Annotated in this window: 14 protein-coding genes; 10 read left to right on the top strand and 4 right to left on the bottom strand. The window is 67.4% G+C overall.

Annotated features, from left to right (window positions below):
* Window positions 1-13: 13 nt before the first annotated feature.
* The 7 genes from SD196_RS27250 (at window position 14) to SD196_RS27220 (ending at window position 7809) form a co-directional block, all read left to right on the top strand.
* Window positions 14-1204, top strand: coding sequence for a pyridoxal phosphate-dependent aminotransferase (locus SD196_RS27250; protein ID WP_416310895.1), 1191 nt, complete (start codon window positions 14-16; stop codon window positions 1202-1204).
* On the top strand, window positions 1197-2615 hold the full coding sequence (locus SD196_RS27245) for an aldehyde dehydrogenase family protein (RefSeq protein WP_331315033.1): 1419 nt from the start codon (window positions 1197-1199) through the stop codon (window positions 2613-2615). The genes SD196_RS27250 and SD196_RS27245 overlap by 8 nt, the downstream gene beginning before the upstream one ends.
* A 269-nt stretch (window positions 2616-2884) precedes the next feature.
* Window positions 2885-3589, top strand: a complete 705-nt coding sequence (locus SD196_RS27240) for an NAD(P)H-dependent oxidoreductase (protein ID WP_416310894.1) — start codon at window positions 2885-2887, stop codon at window positions 3587-3589.
* A 471-nt stretch (window positions 3590-4060) separates the two neighbouring features.
* Window positions 4061-4996, top strand: a complete 936-nt coding sequence (locus tag SD196_RS27235) for a LysR family transcriptional regulator (protein ID WP_275609377.1) — start codon at window positions 4061-4063, stop codon at window positions 4994-4996.
* A 181-nt stretch (window positions 4997-5177) separates the two neighbouring features.
* Entirely contained in the window at window positions 5178-5372 is a 195-nt protein-coding gene (locus tag SD196_RS27230; RefSeq protein ID WP_331315027.1) for a hypothetical protein, read from the top strand.
* A gap of 381 nt (window positions 5373-5753) precedes the next feature.
* On the top strand, window positions 5754-6743 hold the full coding sequence (locus SD196_RS27225; RefSeq protein ID WP_416310893.1) for a hypothetical protein: 990 nt from the start codon (window positions 5754-5756) through the stop codon (window positions 6741-6743).
* A 61-nt stretch (window positions 6744-6804) separates the two neighbouring features.
* Window positions 6805-7809 carry a hypothetical protein gene (locus SD196_RS27220; RefSeq protein WP_416310892.1) on the top strand — a complete coding sequence of 335 codons (1005 nt, stop codon included), beginning with the start codon at window positions 6805-6807 and terminating at the stop codon, window positions 7807-7809.
* On the opposite strand, the gene SD196_RS27215 is transcribed toward SD196_RS27220, so the two are convergent.
* Both SD196_RS27215 and SD196_RS27210 read right to left on the bottom strand, forming a co-directional pair.
* On the bottom strand, window positions 7791-9125 hold the full coding sequence (locus tag SD196_RS27215) for a sigma-54-dependent transcriptional regulator (protein ID WP_275609373.1): 1335 nt from the start codon (window positions 9123-9125) through the stop codon (window positions 7791-7793). The two genes, SD196_RS27220 and SD196_RS27215, sit on opposite strands and share 19 nt — an antisense overlap.
* The gene (locus tag SD196_RS27210) at window positions 9122-10885 is read right to left on the bottom strand and encodes a sensor histidine kinase (RefSeq protein WP_416310891.1); all 1764 of its coding nucleotides are present in this window, start codon (window positions 10883-10885) and stop codon (window positions 9122-9124) included. The genes SD196_RS27215 and SD196_RS27210 overlap by 4 nt, the downstream gene beginning before the upstream one ends.
* Window positions 10886-10990: 105 nt before the next feature.
* On the opposite strand from SD196_RS27210, the gene SD196_RS27205 reads away from it, so the two are divergent.
* A complete protein-coding gene (locus SD196_RS27205; RefSeq protein ID WP_416310890.1) occupies window positions 10991-11869 on the top strand; it encodes an alpha/beta fold hydrolase in 879 nt (292 codons plus the stop codon).
* Window positions 11866-12219, top strand: a complete 354-nt coding sequence (locus SD196_RS27200) for a hypothetical protein (protein ID WP_275609370.1) — start codon at window positions 11866-11868, stop codon at window positions 12217-12219. The genes SD196_RS27205 and SD196_RS27200 overlap by 4 nt, the downstream gene beginning before the upstream one ends.
* Here the strand turns inward: SD196_RS27200 and SD196_RS27195 are convergent.
* Window positions 12216-12686, bottom strand: coding sequence for a DUF3301 domain-containing protein (locus tag SD196_RS27195; RefSeq protein ID WP_370600341.1), 471 nt, complete (start codon window positions 12684-12686; stop codon window positions 12216-12218). The two genes, SD196_RS27200 and SD196_RS27195, sit on opposite strands and share 4 nt — an antisense overlap.
* 120 nt (window positions 12687-12806) lie before the next feature.
* Here SD196_RS27195 and pdxY point away from each other — a divergent pair, with 120 nt between their 5' ends.
* Window positions 12807-13676, top strand: a complete 870-nt coding sequence (pdxY, locus tag SD196_RS27190; RefSeq protein ID WP_343575764.1) for a pyridoxal kinase PdxY — start codon at window positions 12807-12809, stop codon at window positions 13674-13676.
* A gap of 168 nt (window positions 13677-13844) precedes the next feature.
* Here pdxY and ybaL read toward each other — a convergent pair whose 3' ends face one another.
* The gene (ybaL, locus tag SD196_RS27185) at window positions 13845-15548 is read right to left on the bottom strand and encodes a YbaL family putative K(+) efflux transporter (protein WP_275609368.1); all 1704 of its coding nucleotides are present in this window, start codon (window positions 15546-15548) and stop codon (window positions 13845-13847) included.
* Window position 15549 lies beyond the last annotated feature (1 nt).

Here is a 15549-nt window from a genome sequence, read left to right as displayed (position 1 = left end):
CAAGGAGATTCCCATGCGCTATTCCAACTTCACCCAACGCATCGCCGGCGACGGCGCCGCCGCCTGGGACATCCACTACCGCGCCCTGGCGCGCATGGAGCAGGGCGACGACATCCTCCTGCTGTCGGTGGGCGACCCGGACTTCGACACTCCGGTGCCCATCGTGCAGTCGGCCATCGACAGCCTGCTGGCCGGCAACACCCACTACGCCGACGTGCGCGGCAAGCGCTCGCTGCGCGAAGCCATCGCCCGCCGCCACACCCAGCGCAGCGGCCAGGCCGTCTCCGCCGATGAGGTCGTGGTGCTGGCCGGCGCGCAGTGCGCGCTCTATGCCGTGGCGCAGTGCGTGCTCAATCCGGGCGATGAAGTCATAGTCGCCGAGCCGATGTACGTCACCTACGAAGCGGTGTTCGGCGCCTGCGGCGCCAAGGTCATCCCGGTGTCGGTACGTTCCGAGCACGGCTTCCGCGTGCAGGCCGAGGACGTCGCCGCGCTGATCACTCCGCGCACCCGCGCCCTGGCCATCAACAGCCCGCACAACCCCTCCGGCGCCAGCCTGCCGCGCGTCACCTGGGAGAAGCTGGCCGAGCTGTGCGTAAAAAATGACCTGTGGATGATTTCCGACGAGGTCTACAGCGAACTGCTGTTCGACGGCGAGCACATCAGCCCCGCCAGCCTGCCGGGCATGGCCGAGCGCACCGCGACCCTCAACAGCCTGTCGAAATCCCACGCCATGACCGGCTGGCGCGTGGGCTGGGTCGTGGGTCCGAAGGAACTCTGCGCCCATCTGGAAAACCTCGCCCTGTGCATGCTCTACGGCTCGCCGGACTTCATCCAGGACGCCGCCTGCACCGCCCTGGAAGCCCAGCTGCCGGAACTGGACGCGATGCGTGAGGCCTACCGCCAGCGCCGCGACCTGGTGATCGACTGCCTGGCCGACTGCGTCGGCGTGCGCGCCCTGCGCCCGGACGGCGGCATGTTCGTGATGGTGGATATCCGCGCCACCGGCCTGTCCGCCCAGGAATTCTCCGATCTGCTGCTGGACCGCCACGGCGTTTCCGTGCTGGCCGGCGAAGCCTTCGGTCCCAGCGCCGCCGGGCACATCCGCCTGGGGCTGGTGCTCGGCGCCGAACCGCTGCGCGAAGCCTGCCGCCGCATCGCCCTGTGCGCTGCCGAACTGCTCAAGGAAAAACGCTATGCATGATCGTACCCAGCTCTACATCGATGGCGCCTGGGTGGCGCCGCAAGGCGAGGGGCTGGCCGAGGTGCAGAACCCGGCCACCGAGGAATGCGTTGGCCGCGTCCCGCTGGGCGGCGAAGGCGACGTGAACCGCGCGGTGGACGCCGCGCGCCGTGCCTTCCCGGCCTGGTCGCAGACGCCGTCCCACGTGCGTGCCGGCTACATCCGCGCCCTCGCCGAACAACTGAAGAACCGCGCCGACGAAATGGCCGCGCTGATCACCGCCGAGCTGGGCATGCCGGTGCAGTGGTGCCGCATGGTGCAGGTGGACGGGCCGATCGAGGGCCTGGAAAGCTACGCCGACATGGCCGCGCACATGGACGAGGTGCGCGAGGTTGGCAACTCGCTGATCGTCAAGGAAGCGGTGGGCGTCTGCGCCTTCATCAATCCCTGGAACTACCCGCTGCACCAGCTGATCGGCAAGCTCGCCCCGGCACTGGCCGCGGGCTGCACCGTGGTGGTCAAGCCCAGCCAGGACACCCCGCTGCATGCCTTCCTGCTGGCCGACATGGTCCACGCCATCGGCCTGCCGGCCGGCGTATTCAACCTGGTCAGCGGCCCTGGCTCCAAGGTCGGCGAAGCCCTGGCGCGGCATCCGGACGTGGACATGGTCTCCTTCACCGGCTCCACCGGTGCCGGTGTAAAGGTCTCCGAAGCCGCCGCGCCGACGGTCAAGCGCGTGTGCCTGGAGCTGGGCGGCAAGTCGCCGTTCCTGATCACCGCCGATGCCGACCTGGCCGCCGCCGTGCGTCATGGCGTGCAGGACGTGATGATCAACTCCGGGCAGACGTGCACCGCGCTCACCCGCATGCTGCTGCCGGCCCATCGCTATGCCGAGGCCGTCGAGATCGCCCGCGCCGAAACCCTCGCGCTGAAGATGGGTGACCCGCTGGACGCCGACAGCTTCCTCGGCCCGATGTGCTCGGGTGGCCAGCGCCGCACCGTGCTGGATTACATCCGCGTCGGCCAGGAAGAAGGCGCACAGCTGGTGTGCGGCGGTGCTGAGCGGCCGGCCCATCTGGAGCGCGGTCACTACGTGCAGCCGACGATTTTCGCCGGCGTGAACAACCAGATGCGCATCGCCCGCGAGGAAATCTTCGGCCCGGTGCTGTGCCTGATTCCCTACGCCGACGAGGCCGAGGCCATCGCCATCGCCAACGATTCGCCGTTCGGCCTGTCCAGCGCCGTCTGGGCGGGAGACCGCGAAGATGGCCTGCGCCTCGCCCGGCAGATGCGCGCCGGCCAATGCTTCGTCAACGGCGGCGCGTTCAACTACCGGGCGCCGTTCGGTGGCTACAAGCAATCCGGCAACGGCCGCGAATGGGGCGAGCAGGGCCTGCACGAGTTTGTCGAGCTCAAGGCTATCCAACTCTGAGTGGCTGAAGGCCCCCTCTCCCTGAAGGGAGAGGGGGCCGTCCGGAGTTTTCGAATGGATGGGAGTTGGCCGGTGACCGGGGAAGCCTTCGCCCCGCCGCCTAGTTGCAGCTCCCTTCGAGGGGCACGAGCGCTTCGGTGCTACCGGCGAGGGCTCGCGCTGAAGAATGAACACGAACACTCCCTCTCCCTTCAGGGAGAGGGCTGGGGAGAGGGTGCCGAGCCAGCGCACCGATCCCACAGGTACCGACTTTCTGGCCAGGAATCCACATGAACGTACTGATCGTCCACGCCCACAACGAACCGCAATCCTTCAGCACCGCGCTGTACAAGCTCGCTGAAGAAACCCTGCGCGGCCAGGGCCATGATGTGCAGGTCTCCGACCTCTACGCGATGAACTGGAATCCGGTGGCCAGCGCCGCCGACTTCGGCGCCCGCGCCAACCCGGAGTACCTGGTCTACGCGCTGGAGCAGCGCGAAGGCGCCAAGAGCCAGACCATCGCCGCCGACATCCAGGCCGAGCTGGACAAGCTGCTCTGGGCGGACCTGGTGATCTTCAACTTCCCGATCTACTGGTTCTCCGCGCCGGCCATCCTCAAGGGCTGGTTCGACCGTGTGCTGGTCTCGGGCATCTGCTACGGCGGCAAGCGCTTCTACGACCAGGGCGGCCTGGCCGGCAAGAAGGTGCTGGTCACCGTGACTCTCGGCGGGCGCGACCACATGTTCGGCGAAGGCGCCATCCACGGCCCGCTGGAAGACATGCTGCGGCCGATCCTGCGCGGCACCCTGGCCTACACCGGCATGACCGTGCTGCCGCCCTTCGTCGCTTGGCACGTGCCCTACATCAGCAACGACGCGCGCGTGGACTTCCTGCGCCAGTACCAGGAGCGCCTGCAGCATCTGGACGAGGACAAGCCGCTGGAATTCGTGCGCCTGGATCAGTTCGACGAGCGCCTCTACCCGCTGCCGCGCTGAGCGCTTTTCTGTAGGAGCGAGCTTGCTCGCGAACCCTACTGTACTTCGGTGTTTCGGGCTGCCCTCACCCTAACCCTCTCCCAGAGGGAGAGGGGACTGACCGGCGAAGGATGAAGCAGTGGTGTCAGCCGGCACGAACTGCCCCCTCTCCTGGGGGAGAGGGCAGGGGTGAGGGGACCGCCCTCGCGCCGAACTCACCCGGCAGAAACGAAAAAGGGCGGCCATCCGCAGATGGCCGCCCGAGGAGAAAAAGTCAGTCGCTGCAGCCAGGTATGCGCGGGGGAGATGGCCGTCGATTGGTGTATCGGCGGCCGTACGATGAGCCTGGTATGCCCAACGTTGCTGCAGCGACTTGGCCGGCACTATACGTGGTAACAATCGGTAAAAAACGACCCTATACTGCGATTCAGTTTTGCGGCGAAGACAACAATTGTCTTCGTTTCCTACAAGCTGGATGAGCAAGGGGAATCCATGGACGTACTTCACGCGATGCGGGCCTTCGTCCGGGTGGTGGATGCCGGCAGCTTCACCGCCGCCGCCAACGCCCTGGGGTTATCCACAGCCCAGGTCTCGCGCGTCGTCTCCGATCTCGAATCCCAGCTCGAAGCCCGCCTGCTGCACCGCACCACCCGCCGCCTGGCGCTGACCGAAACCGGCGAGCGCTACCTGCAGCGCTGTCGGGAAATCCTCGCCGACGTCGACGAAGCCGAGGCCGAAGCCAGCGGCGCGCACCTCAACCCGCGCGGCCGCCTGCGCGTGCACTCGCTCACCGGCCTCGGCCAGCAGCACCTGATCCCGCTGATCTCGCGCTACTGCGAATCCTTCCCCGAGGTCTACATCGAGCTGACCCTGGCCCAGCGCCAGCCGGACATCCTCGAGGAAGGCCAGGACGTGGTGATCACCCGCGACCGCGAGCTGCCCGACTCCGAGTTCGTCGCCCAGACCCTGGGCACCATCTACAGCGTGCTCTGCGCCAGCCCCGAGTACCTCAAGCGGCGCGGCACCCCGACCAGCGTCGCCGACCTGCATCAGCACCAGTGCCTGCGCCTGCAGGACCCGACCTTCCCCGAGGGCTGGGCCTTCGAGGAAGGCAATGAGGCGAGCGTGATCCGCCCGCGCGACACCTTCATGGTCAACGTCGCCGAGGCGCTCACCGGCGCCGCCGCCGCCGGCATGGGCATCTGCCTGCTGCCCAGCTACGTCGCCGCGCCCGCGCTGCGCAAGCGTTCGCTGGTGCGCGTGCTGCCCCGGCACAGCCTGCATGTGCGGCAGATCTACGCGCTGTACCCGTCGCGGCGATTCCTCGATGCGAAGATCCGCACCTGGGTGGAGTTCCTCAAGGCGGAGCTGCCCAAGGTCTTCGAGGAAGACGAAGCAGCGCTCAACGATCCCGTCAACTGGGCCTGAGCCGCCGCCAGGCTGCGACAGATCGCCACGGATGCTCTATATCGGGCTTCTCGAACGATCGCCGACGATTGTTGCTTTTTAGGCAATGCTTTGTTGGTTAGCTAGCTATTTTTCGCTCGACTGTTGCGCCGTAACCTTTCTCCAACCCCGACCAACCGGGTGTTCAGAAAGGATCTTCATCATGTCCCGTTCGCTTTATGTTGCTGCCCTGCTGTCCGTTTGCACGCTGTCCTTCACCCAACTGAGCTTCGCCGAAGAGTCGCGCCTGATGACCGACAAGATGGTCAAGGCCAACGAAGCCGCCATTGCCCAGCAGCAGGCCCAGTCCGCCGAGCAGACTGCCAAGGCCGCTGCCGACAGCCGCGCCGATTCCTGATCGGCCACTTCCCCCGGGAGGCCCGGTGCGTGAGCCGGGCTTCTCAACACCTTGCGCCGCATAAGACATGCGGCGTTTTTTTGCCTGTGTTTCCTGCGGCTGGAAGGCGACTATTACAGATGCTGTAACAGTCTTTCGCTGCCAGCGGCCTGTATTCTTGTCTGATCGGTCAATATACTTGACCCAACAGCGCTGCTTTCGAGGAGCGCCGTTCCCGGCCTCACCGCCGGCAAGCTTCCCGACGTTGATATGTGATTGCTCCGAATCGACGTCTATCTCAAGGCCGCTGCTATCAGCGGCTTTTTTTTGTCTGCACGCAACCGCTTGGCAACGGCGGCAGGCTTCTGGTGGAATCGGCGCGGTTCGACAAGGATGCCGCCCATGAACACCGATAACCCCTTCGCCACGCCGCACGCCGAGCTGACCTCGTCAGAGTCCGTGCCGGTGCCCGCTTCCCGCCAGCCCTATCCCTTCATCGTTGCGCAGATCGTCGCGACCCTCTGCCTGTTCGGCCTCAGCATGGGGTGGCAGTGGTTCAACAGCGGGGCGCAGTTCCGCGAGCAGATAGAGCGCGTCATGCCGATGCTGATCTCCAGCACGGTGGGCAGCTTGCTCATCTACAGCGCTGCCGTCCTGCTGCTGGTGCATGGCCAGCGCGAGCGCCACGGCATCCTGCGCTTCCGTCCGATGGGCGCACTGCTGGCGGGTTACATCCTGCTTTACCTGCTGTGCAGCCTGGCGCTCAACGCCGGCCTGGGCTTCCTTGGCTCGTCGTACTACGGCTGGGCGCTGGAGCAGGAAAACCGTCAGTTCTGGGTGCTCCTGTATACGCAGGGCAGCGGCCTGCTGAACCTGCTGCTGACCTGCCTGCTGCCCTTGTGGCTGGTGCTGTGCCTGGCTCGCTCCGGCTCGGAGCGCATCGCCAAGGGTTTGCGCACGCCCGTGGCCGGCTGGCAGGTGGCGCTGGGTATCGGGCTGTGCTTCAGCGCAGTGCTCTACAAGGCAGCGTCATCCCTGGCGGTCAGTGTGATGATGCTCTACCGGGAGGGCGATTACTGGCAGCCATTCTTCCAGTTCATCGGCTGCGCGGTGCCGTTCGCGGTGGTCATGCTGGCGGCAAGGGCACGGTTGCCTGCGCAGGTGGAGCGCTTTGCCGCCGGCCGGGTCCTGGGCGCTTCGCTGGTACTGCTGACGATGTGGGGCGCCTGCGTGCTGCTCTGTTCGATTGTTCTGGCGTTCCTGGTGCTGGACAGCGGTAACTATCTCAATCCGCCGCCGATCGTGCTGGTGCCCGCCATCCTCTGCCTGGCGGCGCTCTGGCCGCTGACGCGGTGGAGCACCGGCTGGTTCTTCCCCGCGCGGGCGAGCTGATCCCGCGCGCTGTATCCCGGGCATAATGCCGCTTCGCTCCCATCGCCCAGGATACTGATTCGTGCAGGAAAGCCCCTTCATCGCCCCAAGGGCTGAACTCGCGGCGGAAACGGGTGCTTCCGTTCCGGCGCTCTGGCAGCCCTATCTGGTGGCTGCCGCGCTGTTCCTGCTCGGCGCCGGCGCGGTACTGGCGGACCTGCTGCGGCAGTGGTTCGGCGGCGCTCCCATCGGACAACTGCTGCACGCCGTGCCGGGCCTGCTCGGTCCCTGGCTGTCGTCCCTGGCCGTCAGCGCCGCCCTGGTGGTGCTGTTCATGCAGGCCCAGCGCGAGCGCCACGCAATACGGCGATTCCGCCCCCTGGCGATCATCGTGATGGTGTTTTTCGTGCTGCAGATCGCCGCCGAGCAGCTTTACAGCAAGGTGCTCGTTCAGCCGATACAGGAATTCGCCTTCTGGCTGGGCGATCTCAGCGACCAGTCGTTCATTGTCATACCGATCGCACTGCTTGGCGGGGCGTTGGTGCAGTTGGGTCTGTACCTGATCTGCCTGTGGGTGGTTCTGGCGGCGACCCGCTCGCGCGCTGAGCGCCGGCTCTCGGAGGTGCTGCCGTCGATCCGGCGGCTGCACGTCGCGGTCGGGGTTGCTCTTGCCTTCGCCGGGGTCACCGCAAAGCTGCTTTCGGGGCTGGTGCGTCTCTTCGTGCTCAACCGGATGGGGTACTGGGGAACTGCGCTGGAGGTCCTGGCCTGGATGATTCCCGCCGCGCTGGTTCTGCTGTGCATCTACACGCGGCTTCCAGGCCGGCTGCCGTGCTATTCGGCCGGCCGCATACTGCTGGCGGGTGTGACCATCGGTCTTGGCTGGCTGCTGTGCACGGCGCTGCTCGGCGTGCTCGGCTACCTGTTGTTCCATGAAGCGCTGATGCGCGCGCAGACCTCCGCCGGCCTGCCCCTGATGGCGTCGATCGCGATCCTCGGGCCGCTGCTGTTGCTCGCGTGCTGGGCGCGCCTCGGCGGACGTTGGTTGCCGAAGCGGTGGCGCCAGCCTCAGTCCTCGCCCAGGTAATCCCCGCGGCTCAGCCCGTGGCGCTGCATCTTCTCGTTGAGGGTGCGGCGCGGCAGGCCGAGCAGCTCCATCACCGCCTTGATATCACCCTTGCACTGGGCCAGCGCCTGGCGGATGCACTGCGCCTCGTAGGCTTCCATGCGTTCGAACAGGCCGTTGCCGGCCGGCTCGACGGGCGCCTCGTCGCGGTCCAGGCCGAGCACGTGACGCTCGGCGGCATTGGCCAGTTCACGCACGTTGCCCGGCCAGTCGTGGGCGAGCAGGCGGGCCAGCTCGGTGGCGGAGAGCGGCACGGCTTCGCGGGCGAACTTCTCGCTGGCCAGCCCGGCGTAGTGCTCGAACAGCAGCGGGATGTCCTCGCGGCGCTCGCGCAGCGGCGGCAGGCGCAGTTCGGCGACGTTCAGGCGGTACACCAGGTCTTCGCGGAAGCGTCCGGCGCGGGCTTCTTCCAGCAGGTCCGGCTTGGTCGCGGCGATCACCCGCAAATCGACCTTGATGCTCTGGTTCGAGCCCAGGCGCTCCAGCTGCTGTTCCTGCAGCACGCGCAGCAGCTTGACCTGCTGGGCCAGCGGCATGCTTTCGATCTCGTCGAGGAACAGGCTGCCGCCGTTGGCGTGTTCCAGCTTGCCGATGCGCTTGCCCTGGGCTCCGGTGAAGGCGCCGCTTTCATGGCCGAACAGTTCGGTCTCGAACAACTGCTCGGGGATCGCCGCGCAGTTCAGCGCGACGAAGGGTTTGCCGGCGCGCGGGCCGAATTCGTGCAGGCAGCGCGCGACCAGTTCCTTGCCGCTGCCGGTCTCACCACGGATCAGCACATTCACCGGCGTGCCGGCCAGCGCCATGATCTGCCGGCGCAGGGTTTCCATCGGCCGCGACACGCCCAGCAGGCGCGATTCGATCTGGTCCTTGAGCGCCGCCTGTTCGCGCAGCTGGCGGTTCTCCTGCACCAGCCGACGTTTCTCCAGGGCGCGGCGCAGGCTGTCGAGCAGGCGTTCGGGGGTGAAGGGCTTCTCGATGAAGTCGTAGGCGCCCTGGCGCATGGCTTGCACCGCCATGGGCACGTCGCCGTGGCCGGTGACCATGATCACCGGCAGGTCGCGGTCGAGCTGTTGCAGGCGTTCGAGCAGGGCCAGGCCGTCGGTGCCGGGCATGCGCACATCGCTGATGATCACGTCGGGCAGCTCGCGCGCCACGCTCTTCAGGCACTCGTCGGCGCTGCTGCACAGGCGCACGTCGAAGCCGGAGAGTTGCAGCCACTGCTGCACGGCTTCGCGGATGGCGGCTTCGTCGTCGACGAAGAGAATGGTCTGGCTCATGCTCGGTTTTCTTCGGGGGCGGCGGGCAGGCTCAGGCGGAACAGTGCGCCGCCGGAGGGCTGGTTGGCGGCGCTCAGGCGGCCGCCGAGTTCGTGGACGATGCCGTAGGATACCGCGAGCCCCAGGCCCAGTCCTTCGCCCACGGGCTTGGTGGTGAAGAAGGGGTCGAAGACGCTGGCGAGGTTCTCATCGTCGATGCCGGGGCCGTTGTCGGCCACGTCCAGGCACCAGTGATCGTCCGCGCGGCGCAGGCTCAGGGTGATCCGTGGGTGCTCGGTGCCCGCCAGCGCATCCAGGGCGTTGCGCAGCAGGTTGACCAGCACCTGTTCCAGGCGGATCGCGTCACCCAGCACCCAGGCCGGTTCGTCCAACTGCCGGAGGATTTCCACGCGTTCGTCGCGGATGCGCACGGCGAGCAGGTGCAGTGCCTGGTCCAGCACGTGGCCGAGTTCGATGCGCTCGCGCAGGCCGCCGGGGGTCTTGCGGGCGAAGGTCTTCAGGTGGCCGGTGAGTGCGGCCATGCGTTCGAGCAGTTCATCCACCCGCAGTAGCGCGGTGCGCGCGTCGTCCTGGCGGCCGGCGTCGAGCAGCAGGCGCACGCTGGCCAGTTGCATGCGCTGGGCGGTGAGCGGCTGGTTGATCTCGTGGGCAAGTGCTGCGGACATCTGCCCCAGCGCCGCCAGCTTGGCGGCCTGCACCAGTCCATCCTGGGCGGTGCGCAGGGCGGCGGTGCGCTGCTCCACCAGGCGTTCCAGCTCCTCCTGGTTGCGCTGGCGCAGGCGGGCAAGCCGCCGCCGCTGTTGCAACCAGAGCACCAGGAACACCAGCGCCAGCCAGGCGCCGGCGGCGGCGAGACGGGCGCTGGTGACGTCGCTCTGGACGCCGCGGGCATCGCGCAGCAGGTGCAGGGTCCAGTCGTCCTCGGGCAGATCGACCGATTGCCAGAGGTAGTCGCCGCCGATCTCCTGGCCCTCCACCCGCGCCAACCGGGCGTTGTCGCCCAGACGCTGGAGAGTCTGGTGGGGCAGGGCGCTCAGCGGCTGCCGGTGGTACTGGCGGGTGTCCCTGAGCTCGGCGCGGGCCACGGCGTCCAGCGGCAGCAGCTCGCGATAGCGCCAGCGCGGGTGGTTGGCGAGGAACACGATGCCCTTGCTGTCGCTCACCAGCACTACGTCCGGGGTCTGGCTCCACTGGCGCTCCAGGTCGGGAAACTCCAGTTTCACCACGATGGCGCCGAGGAAACGACCGTCGTCGTCACGCAATGCATTGGACAGGAAGTAACCGGGAATCCCGCTGGTGACGCCGACCGCGTAGAAGCGCCCGGCGCCGTGAGCGATGGTCTGGCGGAAATAAGGGCGGAAGCCATAGTTGTGGCCGACGTAGCTGACCGGCAGGTCCCAGTTGCTCGCTGCCACGGCGAGCCCGGTGTGGTCCAGCAGTTCCAGGGTCGAGGAGCGCGCCGCTCCGTTGATGGCCTGCAGCTTGAGGTTGAGCTGGTGCTGCAGGTCGCTGTCCACGGGGCCGCGCATGGCGGCGCGCAGTTCCGGGTCGAGGGCGAGCACTGCCGGAATGCTGCGAAAGCGCTCGATCAGCGTGTGCAGGGAGTTGGCGTAGAGGCCGAGTTGTTCATGGGCCGCCTCCGCTTCGGCGAGCAGCGCCCGGTGCCGCGCCTGCTCCCCCGCCCAGTATGCCGACAGCAGCAGGCCGGCCAGCAGGAGCAGGCTGATCAGGGCGAGGCGAAGGGGGCGGGGTAGCGGCATTTTCGAAGCAAGTCGAGCATAGGACGGCGACGATAGCATGTTGTCGCACTGGTTCGGCGCCCGGCCGCCTCGTTACACTGCGGGCGTCCTGACGGAGACGCATCCATGCAGTTGTTGTCCTGGACCCACGAAGGGTCCGCCGGTTTCACCCTGCGCGGCTGGCGCAGCGAGCCCAGCGGCAAGCCGCTGTTGCACTTCATTCATGGCAACGGCTTCTGCACCCGCGCCTATGAGCCAATGCTGAAACTGCTGGCGAAGGATTTCGACCTCTGGCTGTGCGATGTCCAGGGCCACGGCGACAGCGACCATGGCGGGCGCTTCCATGGCTGGAACCGCAACGCCGAGATGGCGGTGGAAGCCTTCGAGGCCGGGCGCGGAGTCTTCGGCAACGTACCGACGTATGCCTGCGGGCACAGCTTTGGCGGCGTGCTGACCAGCCTGATCCTCGGGCGTCATCCGCAACTGTTCCGCCGCGCCGTGCTGCTCGATCCGGTGCTGTTCACCCCGGCGATGATCGGCGTGATGGCGCTCTCCGAAGTGCTCGGCCTGCACCAGCGCCGCACCATGGTGCAGAAGGCACGCGCACGGCGCAGCCGCTGGCCGGATCGCGAGGCCGCCTACGCCGGCCTGCATGGCCGGGGCATCTTCAAGGGCTGGACCGACGCGGCGCTTTGGGCCTACGTCGAGCACGCGATGAAGACGGTGGAGGGCGGCGTCGAGCTGAAATGCCGGCCCAGCCGCGAGGCGGAAATCTTCAGCTCCTTCCCCAAGCGCCTGTGGCCTTCGCTGAACAAGGTGGTGACGCCGACCCAGGTGCTGTTCGGCGAGCACACCTACCCCTTCGTGCCCAAGGCGGTGGCGCGCTGGTGCGCGAGCAACCCGGCGGTCAGTGGGCAATGCGTCGACGGCGGGCACTGCTTCATGCAGGAGTATCCCGAGGACAGCGCGGAGCGTGTTTCGCGCTTCCTGCTGGGCCATGAATGAACGACCCGGCCCGCGAGTCCGTCTGGCTGGCGCTGTCCGAGCTGTGGCTGGACACCGAGCTGGATAAGTCCGGCCGCGCCGCCATCGCGAAGACCCTGGCGATCAGCGGCTTTTCCGTGGCGGAGCTGGAGGCGATCTACCGCCTGGAAGTGGCACCGGTGGTCTGGACCAACACCTGGGCGACGGCGGGCGTGTGGGATGGTTTCGATCCGGACTGGCTGTTCGAGGCCTGTCGGCGCAACCAGAAGCGTCGGCATTCGCCCTGGCACCGTGGGCGTTGCTGGTTGTTGCGGAAGGCGATGACGGCAGCGGTGGAAAAGGACTGGCGCAAGATCCGCGCGAAGCTCTAGTCGCCGACTTTCTTGTCCTGGTGTGCCCGGCGCCATTCATCCAGGCGCACCACCTCGGCCTTGGGGCGTGATGGCGGGGTGTCGTCGAACACCGCGTCGACGATCTCGTCGTCCGCGGGGTTGAAGGTGGCGACCGGCGCAACGCTGGCGCGTGGCTCCATGCGGAAGGGCGCCAGCTCGATGCGGCCCAGGTAATGACCGAACATGCGGATGGTGCCGGCGTAACGTTCCTGCCCGGTGGCGGTGAACTCGAAGCCGTATTCGCGGGCCAGGCGCAGGTGGTTGCGGCCGTCGCGGCGGAAGCGGATGCGTTGCAGGGCCATGGCTTCGTCGAGCAGTTCCACGCCCTCGCGCGCGCAGTGCTGCTTGGCCAGGACCAGCGCACGCTCGCGGATGCCGTGGGCGCGCCACCACCAGGCGGCAGCCGCTACAACCAGCATGAAGACGAAAAGATTGCCCAGGTCCACTTCAACTTCCTCGGGGTCGGCGCAACAGCTTACTCACTCCGCCGCCGGGCGGCGAGGGGCGGATGTTCACAGCCTGTGAATTGCGCCCCATACTGCCCCATTCCGTAGCAGGACACCGTTATGTCGCGCACTCCCCACGTTCTCGCCATCCAGTCCCACGTCGTCTTCGGCCATGCCGGCAACAGCGCCGCCGAGTTCCCCATGCGCCGCGTCGGGGTCAACGTCTGGCCGCTGAATACCGTGCAGTTCTCCAACCATACTCAGTATGGCCACTGGACCGGCCAGGTGCTGCCGCCGGAGCAGATTCCCGCGCTGGTCGACGGCATTGCCGCCATCGGCGAGCTGGGCAACTGTGACGCGGTGCTCTCGGGTTACCTGGGCAGCGCAGAGCAGGGGCGTTCGATCCTCGAAGTGGTGCGCCGCATCCGCGAAGTGAATCCGCGCGCGGTGTACCTGTGCGACCCGGTGATGGGCCATCCGGAGAAGGGCTGCATCGTCGCGCCGGAAGTGGGTGAATTCCTGCTCGACGAAGCCGCCGCCGTGGCCGACTACCTGTGCCCGAACCAGCTGGAATTGGACAGCTTCTGCGACCGCCAGCCGACCTCCCTGGAGGATTGCGCTGCGATGGCGCGCGGCCTGCTGGAACGCGGCCCGAAGGCGATTCTGGTGAAGCACCTGAACTACCCGGGCAAGCCGGCGGATGCCTTCGAGATGCTGCTGGTGACGCAGGGCGATACCTGGCACCTGCGCCGTCCGCTGCTGGCCTTCCCGCGCCAGCCGGTGGGCGTGGGCGACCTCACGTCCGGGCTGTTCCTCGCCCGCCTGCTGCTGGGCGACGACCTGCGCAACGCCTTCGAATTCTGTGCCGCCGCCGTGCATGAGGTGTTGCTGGAGACCCAGGCCTGCGGCAGCTATGAGCTGGAGCTGGTAAGGGCGCAGGATCGCATCGCGCATCCGCGGGTGAAGTTCGAGGCGGTGAGGCTGGGGTGATTTCGTGATGGCCGTGGCGGATCGTGCCACGGCTGTTCGCGAGCAAGGACTGGGCGTCCCCCTCGGTCCTACGAAAAGCAGCTCAGACCTGGCCTGTAGGAGCGAGCTTGCTCGCGAACCCGCCCAGGCGCGATTACTGGCCTGGGCATCTATCCAGAACGTTGCGCCTCAGGCCGACTGCGGCAGCGGATCGTCGCTGACGGCTTCCCCGGCGCCCTGCCGCTCCACCCGCTCGACCATCCCACGGGCGATTTCGCGTTCGCCCATGATCACCAGGTTGGCGCCGTTCTGTTCCAGGTAGTCCACCTCGGTGTCGAAGTGGGCGCGGGCGATGATGTCCAGGTTCGGGTTGATCGCCCGCGCGTGGCTGGCGATGGTCCCGGCCTCGAAACCGTTGGGAATGGCGATCAGCAGCCAGCGTGCCGAGGCGATGTTGGCCTGGGCCAGTACCTCGGGGTGGGCAGCGTTGCCGACCACCACGCAGAGGCCGTGCTCGCGCAGTTCGGCGGCTTTCTCGCGCTTGTCCTCGATCACTACCACCGGCACCTTGTCCTGACGCAGGCGCTCGCTGACCAGCGCACCCACCCGGCCGTGGCCGATGAGGATCGCGTGATCATGCTCCAGCACCGGCGGCGGCAGGTCGGGGGCTTCCACCTGCACCACGCCCGGCTCGCTCTCGGCCTTCTGCGCCTGGCGCGCCTGCAGGCGGTCGATGGCGATGAACAGCAGCGGGTTGACCAGGATCGACAGGATCGCCCCGGCCAGCACCAGGTCGCGGCCGGCTTCGGGCAGCAGGTTCAGGCTGACGCCCAGGCCGACCAGGATGAAGGAGAACTCGCCGATCTGCGCCAGGCTCGCGGCGATGGTCAGCGCGGTGCTGTTGGGATGGCCGAACAGCCGCACGATGATGTACGCCGCCACGGACTTGCCGAACACGATGACCAGGAAGGTGGCCAGCACCGGTAGCGGCTCCTGGACCAGGATGGCCGGGTTGAACAGCATGCCCACCGAGACGAAGAACAGCACGGCGAAGGCATCGCGCAGCGGCAGCGAGTTTTCCGCCGCCTCGTGGCTGAGCTCGGACTCGTTGAGGATCATCCCGGCGAAGAAGGCGCCGAGGGCGAAAGACACGCCGAACACCACCGCCGAGCCGTAGGCGATGCCCAGGGCAATGGCCAGCACGGCCAGGGTGAACAGCTCGCGCGAGCCGGTCTTGGCTACGCGCTCCAGGGCCCAGGGCACGATGCGGCGGCCGCCGAGGATCATCACCGCGACGAAGGCGGCGACCTTGCCCAGGGTCAGCAGGATCGGCAGCAGCACGCCGCCTTCATTGCCGTCGGCGGTGCCGCCCAGGGAGCCGGCCAGCGCTGGCAGCAGCACCAGGGTGAGGACCATCGCCAGGTCCTCGACGATCAGCCAGCCGATGGCGATACGGCCGCGCTTGGTGTCGATCAACTGGCGCTGTTCCAGGGCCCGCAGCAGGACCACGGTACTGGCTACCGACAGCGCCAGGCCGAACACCAGGCCGGCGCCGAACTGCCAGTCCATCATCCAGGCCAAACCCATGCCCAGCAGAGTGGCGACGCCGATCTGCACCACCGCGCCGGGGATGGCGATGGCTTTGACTGACAGGAGGTCCTTCAGCGAGAAGTGCAGGCCGACGCCGAACATCAGCAGGATCACGCCCAGTTCGGCGATCTCGCCGGACAGCGCCTGGTCGGCGACGTAACCGGGGGTGAAGGGGCCGGCGAGCACGCCGGCGACCAGGTAGCCCACCAGCGGCGAGATGCGCAGGCGGTTGGCCAGGGCGCCGAGGACGAAGGCCAGCACGAAGCCGACGGCGAGGGTGGTAAGCAGGGGCGTGTGATGCATG

The sequence above is a fragment of the Pseudomonas macauensis genome, assembly GCF_047902425.1.
Lineage (GTDB): Bacteria > Pseudomonadota > Gammaproteobacteria > Pseudomonadales > Pseudomonadaceae > Pseudomonas.
This window is presented reverse-complemented; position numbering and strand designations above follow the sequence as displayed.

What these genes read in the sequence shown, in the direction of transcription:
- SD196_RS27250 (WP_416310895.1), top strand. Translation starts at nt 14, where the DNA reads ATGCGCTATTCCAACTTCACCCAACGCATCGCCGGCGACGGCGCCGCC.
- SD196_RS27245 (WP_331315033.1), top strand. Translation starts at nt 1,197, where the DNA reads ATGCATGATCGTACCCAGCTCTACATCGATGGCGCCTGGGTGGCGCCG.
- SD196_RS27240 (WP_416310894.1), top strand. Translation starts at nt 2,885, where the DNA reads ATGAACGTACTGATCGTCCACGCCCACAACGAACCGCAATCCTTCAGC.
- SD196_RS27235 (WP_275609377.1), top strand. Translation starts at nt 4,061, where the DNA reads ATGGACGTACTTCACGCGATGCGGGCCTTCGTCCGGGTGGTGGATGCC.
- SD196_RS27230 (WP_331315027.1), top strand. Translation starts at nt 5,178, where the DNA reads ATGTCCCGTTCGCTTTATGTTGCTGCCCTGCTGTCCGTTTGCACGCTG.
- SD196_RS27225 (WP_416310893.1), top strand. Translation starts at nt 5,754, where the DNA reads ATGAACACCGATAACCCCTTCGCCACGCCGCACGCCGAGCTGACCTCG.
- SD196_RS27215 (WP_275609373.1), bottom strand. Translation starts at nt 9,125, where the DNA reads ATGAGCCAGACCATTCTCTTCGTCGACGACGAAGCCGCCATCCGCGAA.
- SD196_RS27210 (WP_416310891.1), bottom strand. Translation starts at nt 10,885, where the DNA reads ATGCCGCTACCCCGCCCCCTTCGCCTCGCCCTGATCAGCCTGCTCCTG.
- SD196_RS27205 (WP_416310890.1), top strand. Translation starts at nt 10,991, where the DNA reads ATGCAGTTGTTGTCCTGGACCCACGAAGGGTCCGCCGGTTTCACCCTG.
- SD196_RS27200 (WP_275609370.1), top strand. Translation starts at nt 11,866, where the DNA reads ATGAACGACCCGGCCCGCGAGTCCGTCTGGCTGGCGCTGTCCGAGCTG.
- pdxY (WP_343575764.1), top strand. Translation starts at nt 12,807, where the DNA reads ATGTCGCGCACTCCCCACGTTCTCGCCATCCAGTCCCACGTCGTCTTC.
- ybaL (WP_275609368.1), bottom strand. Translation starts at nt 15,548, where the DNA reads ATGCATCACACGCCCCTGCTTACCACCCTCGCCGTCGGCTTCGTGCTG.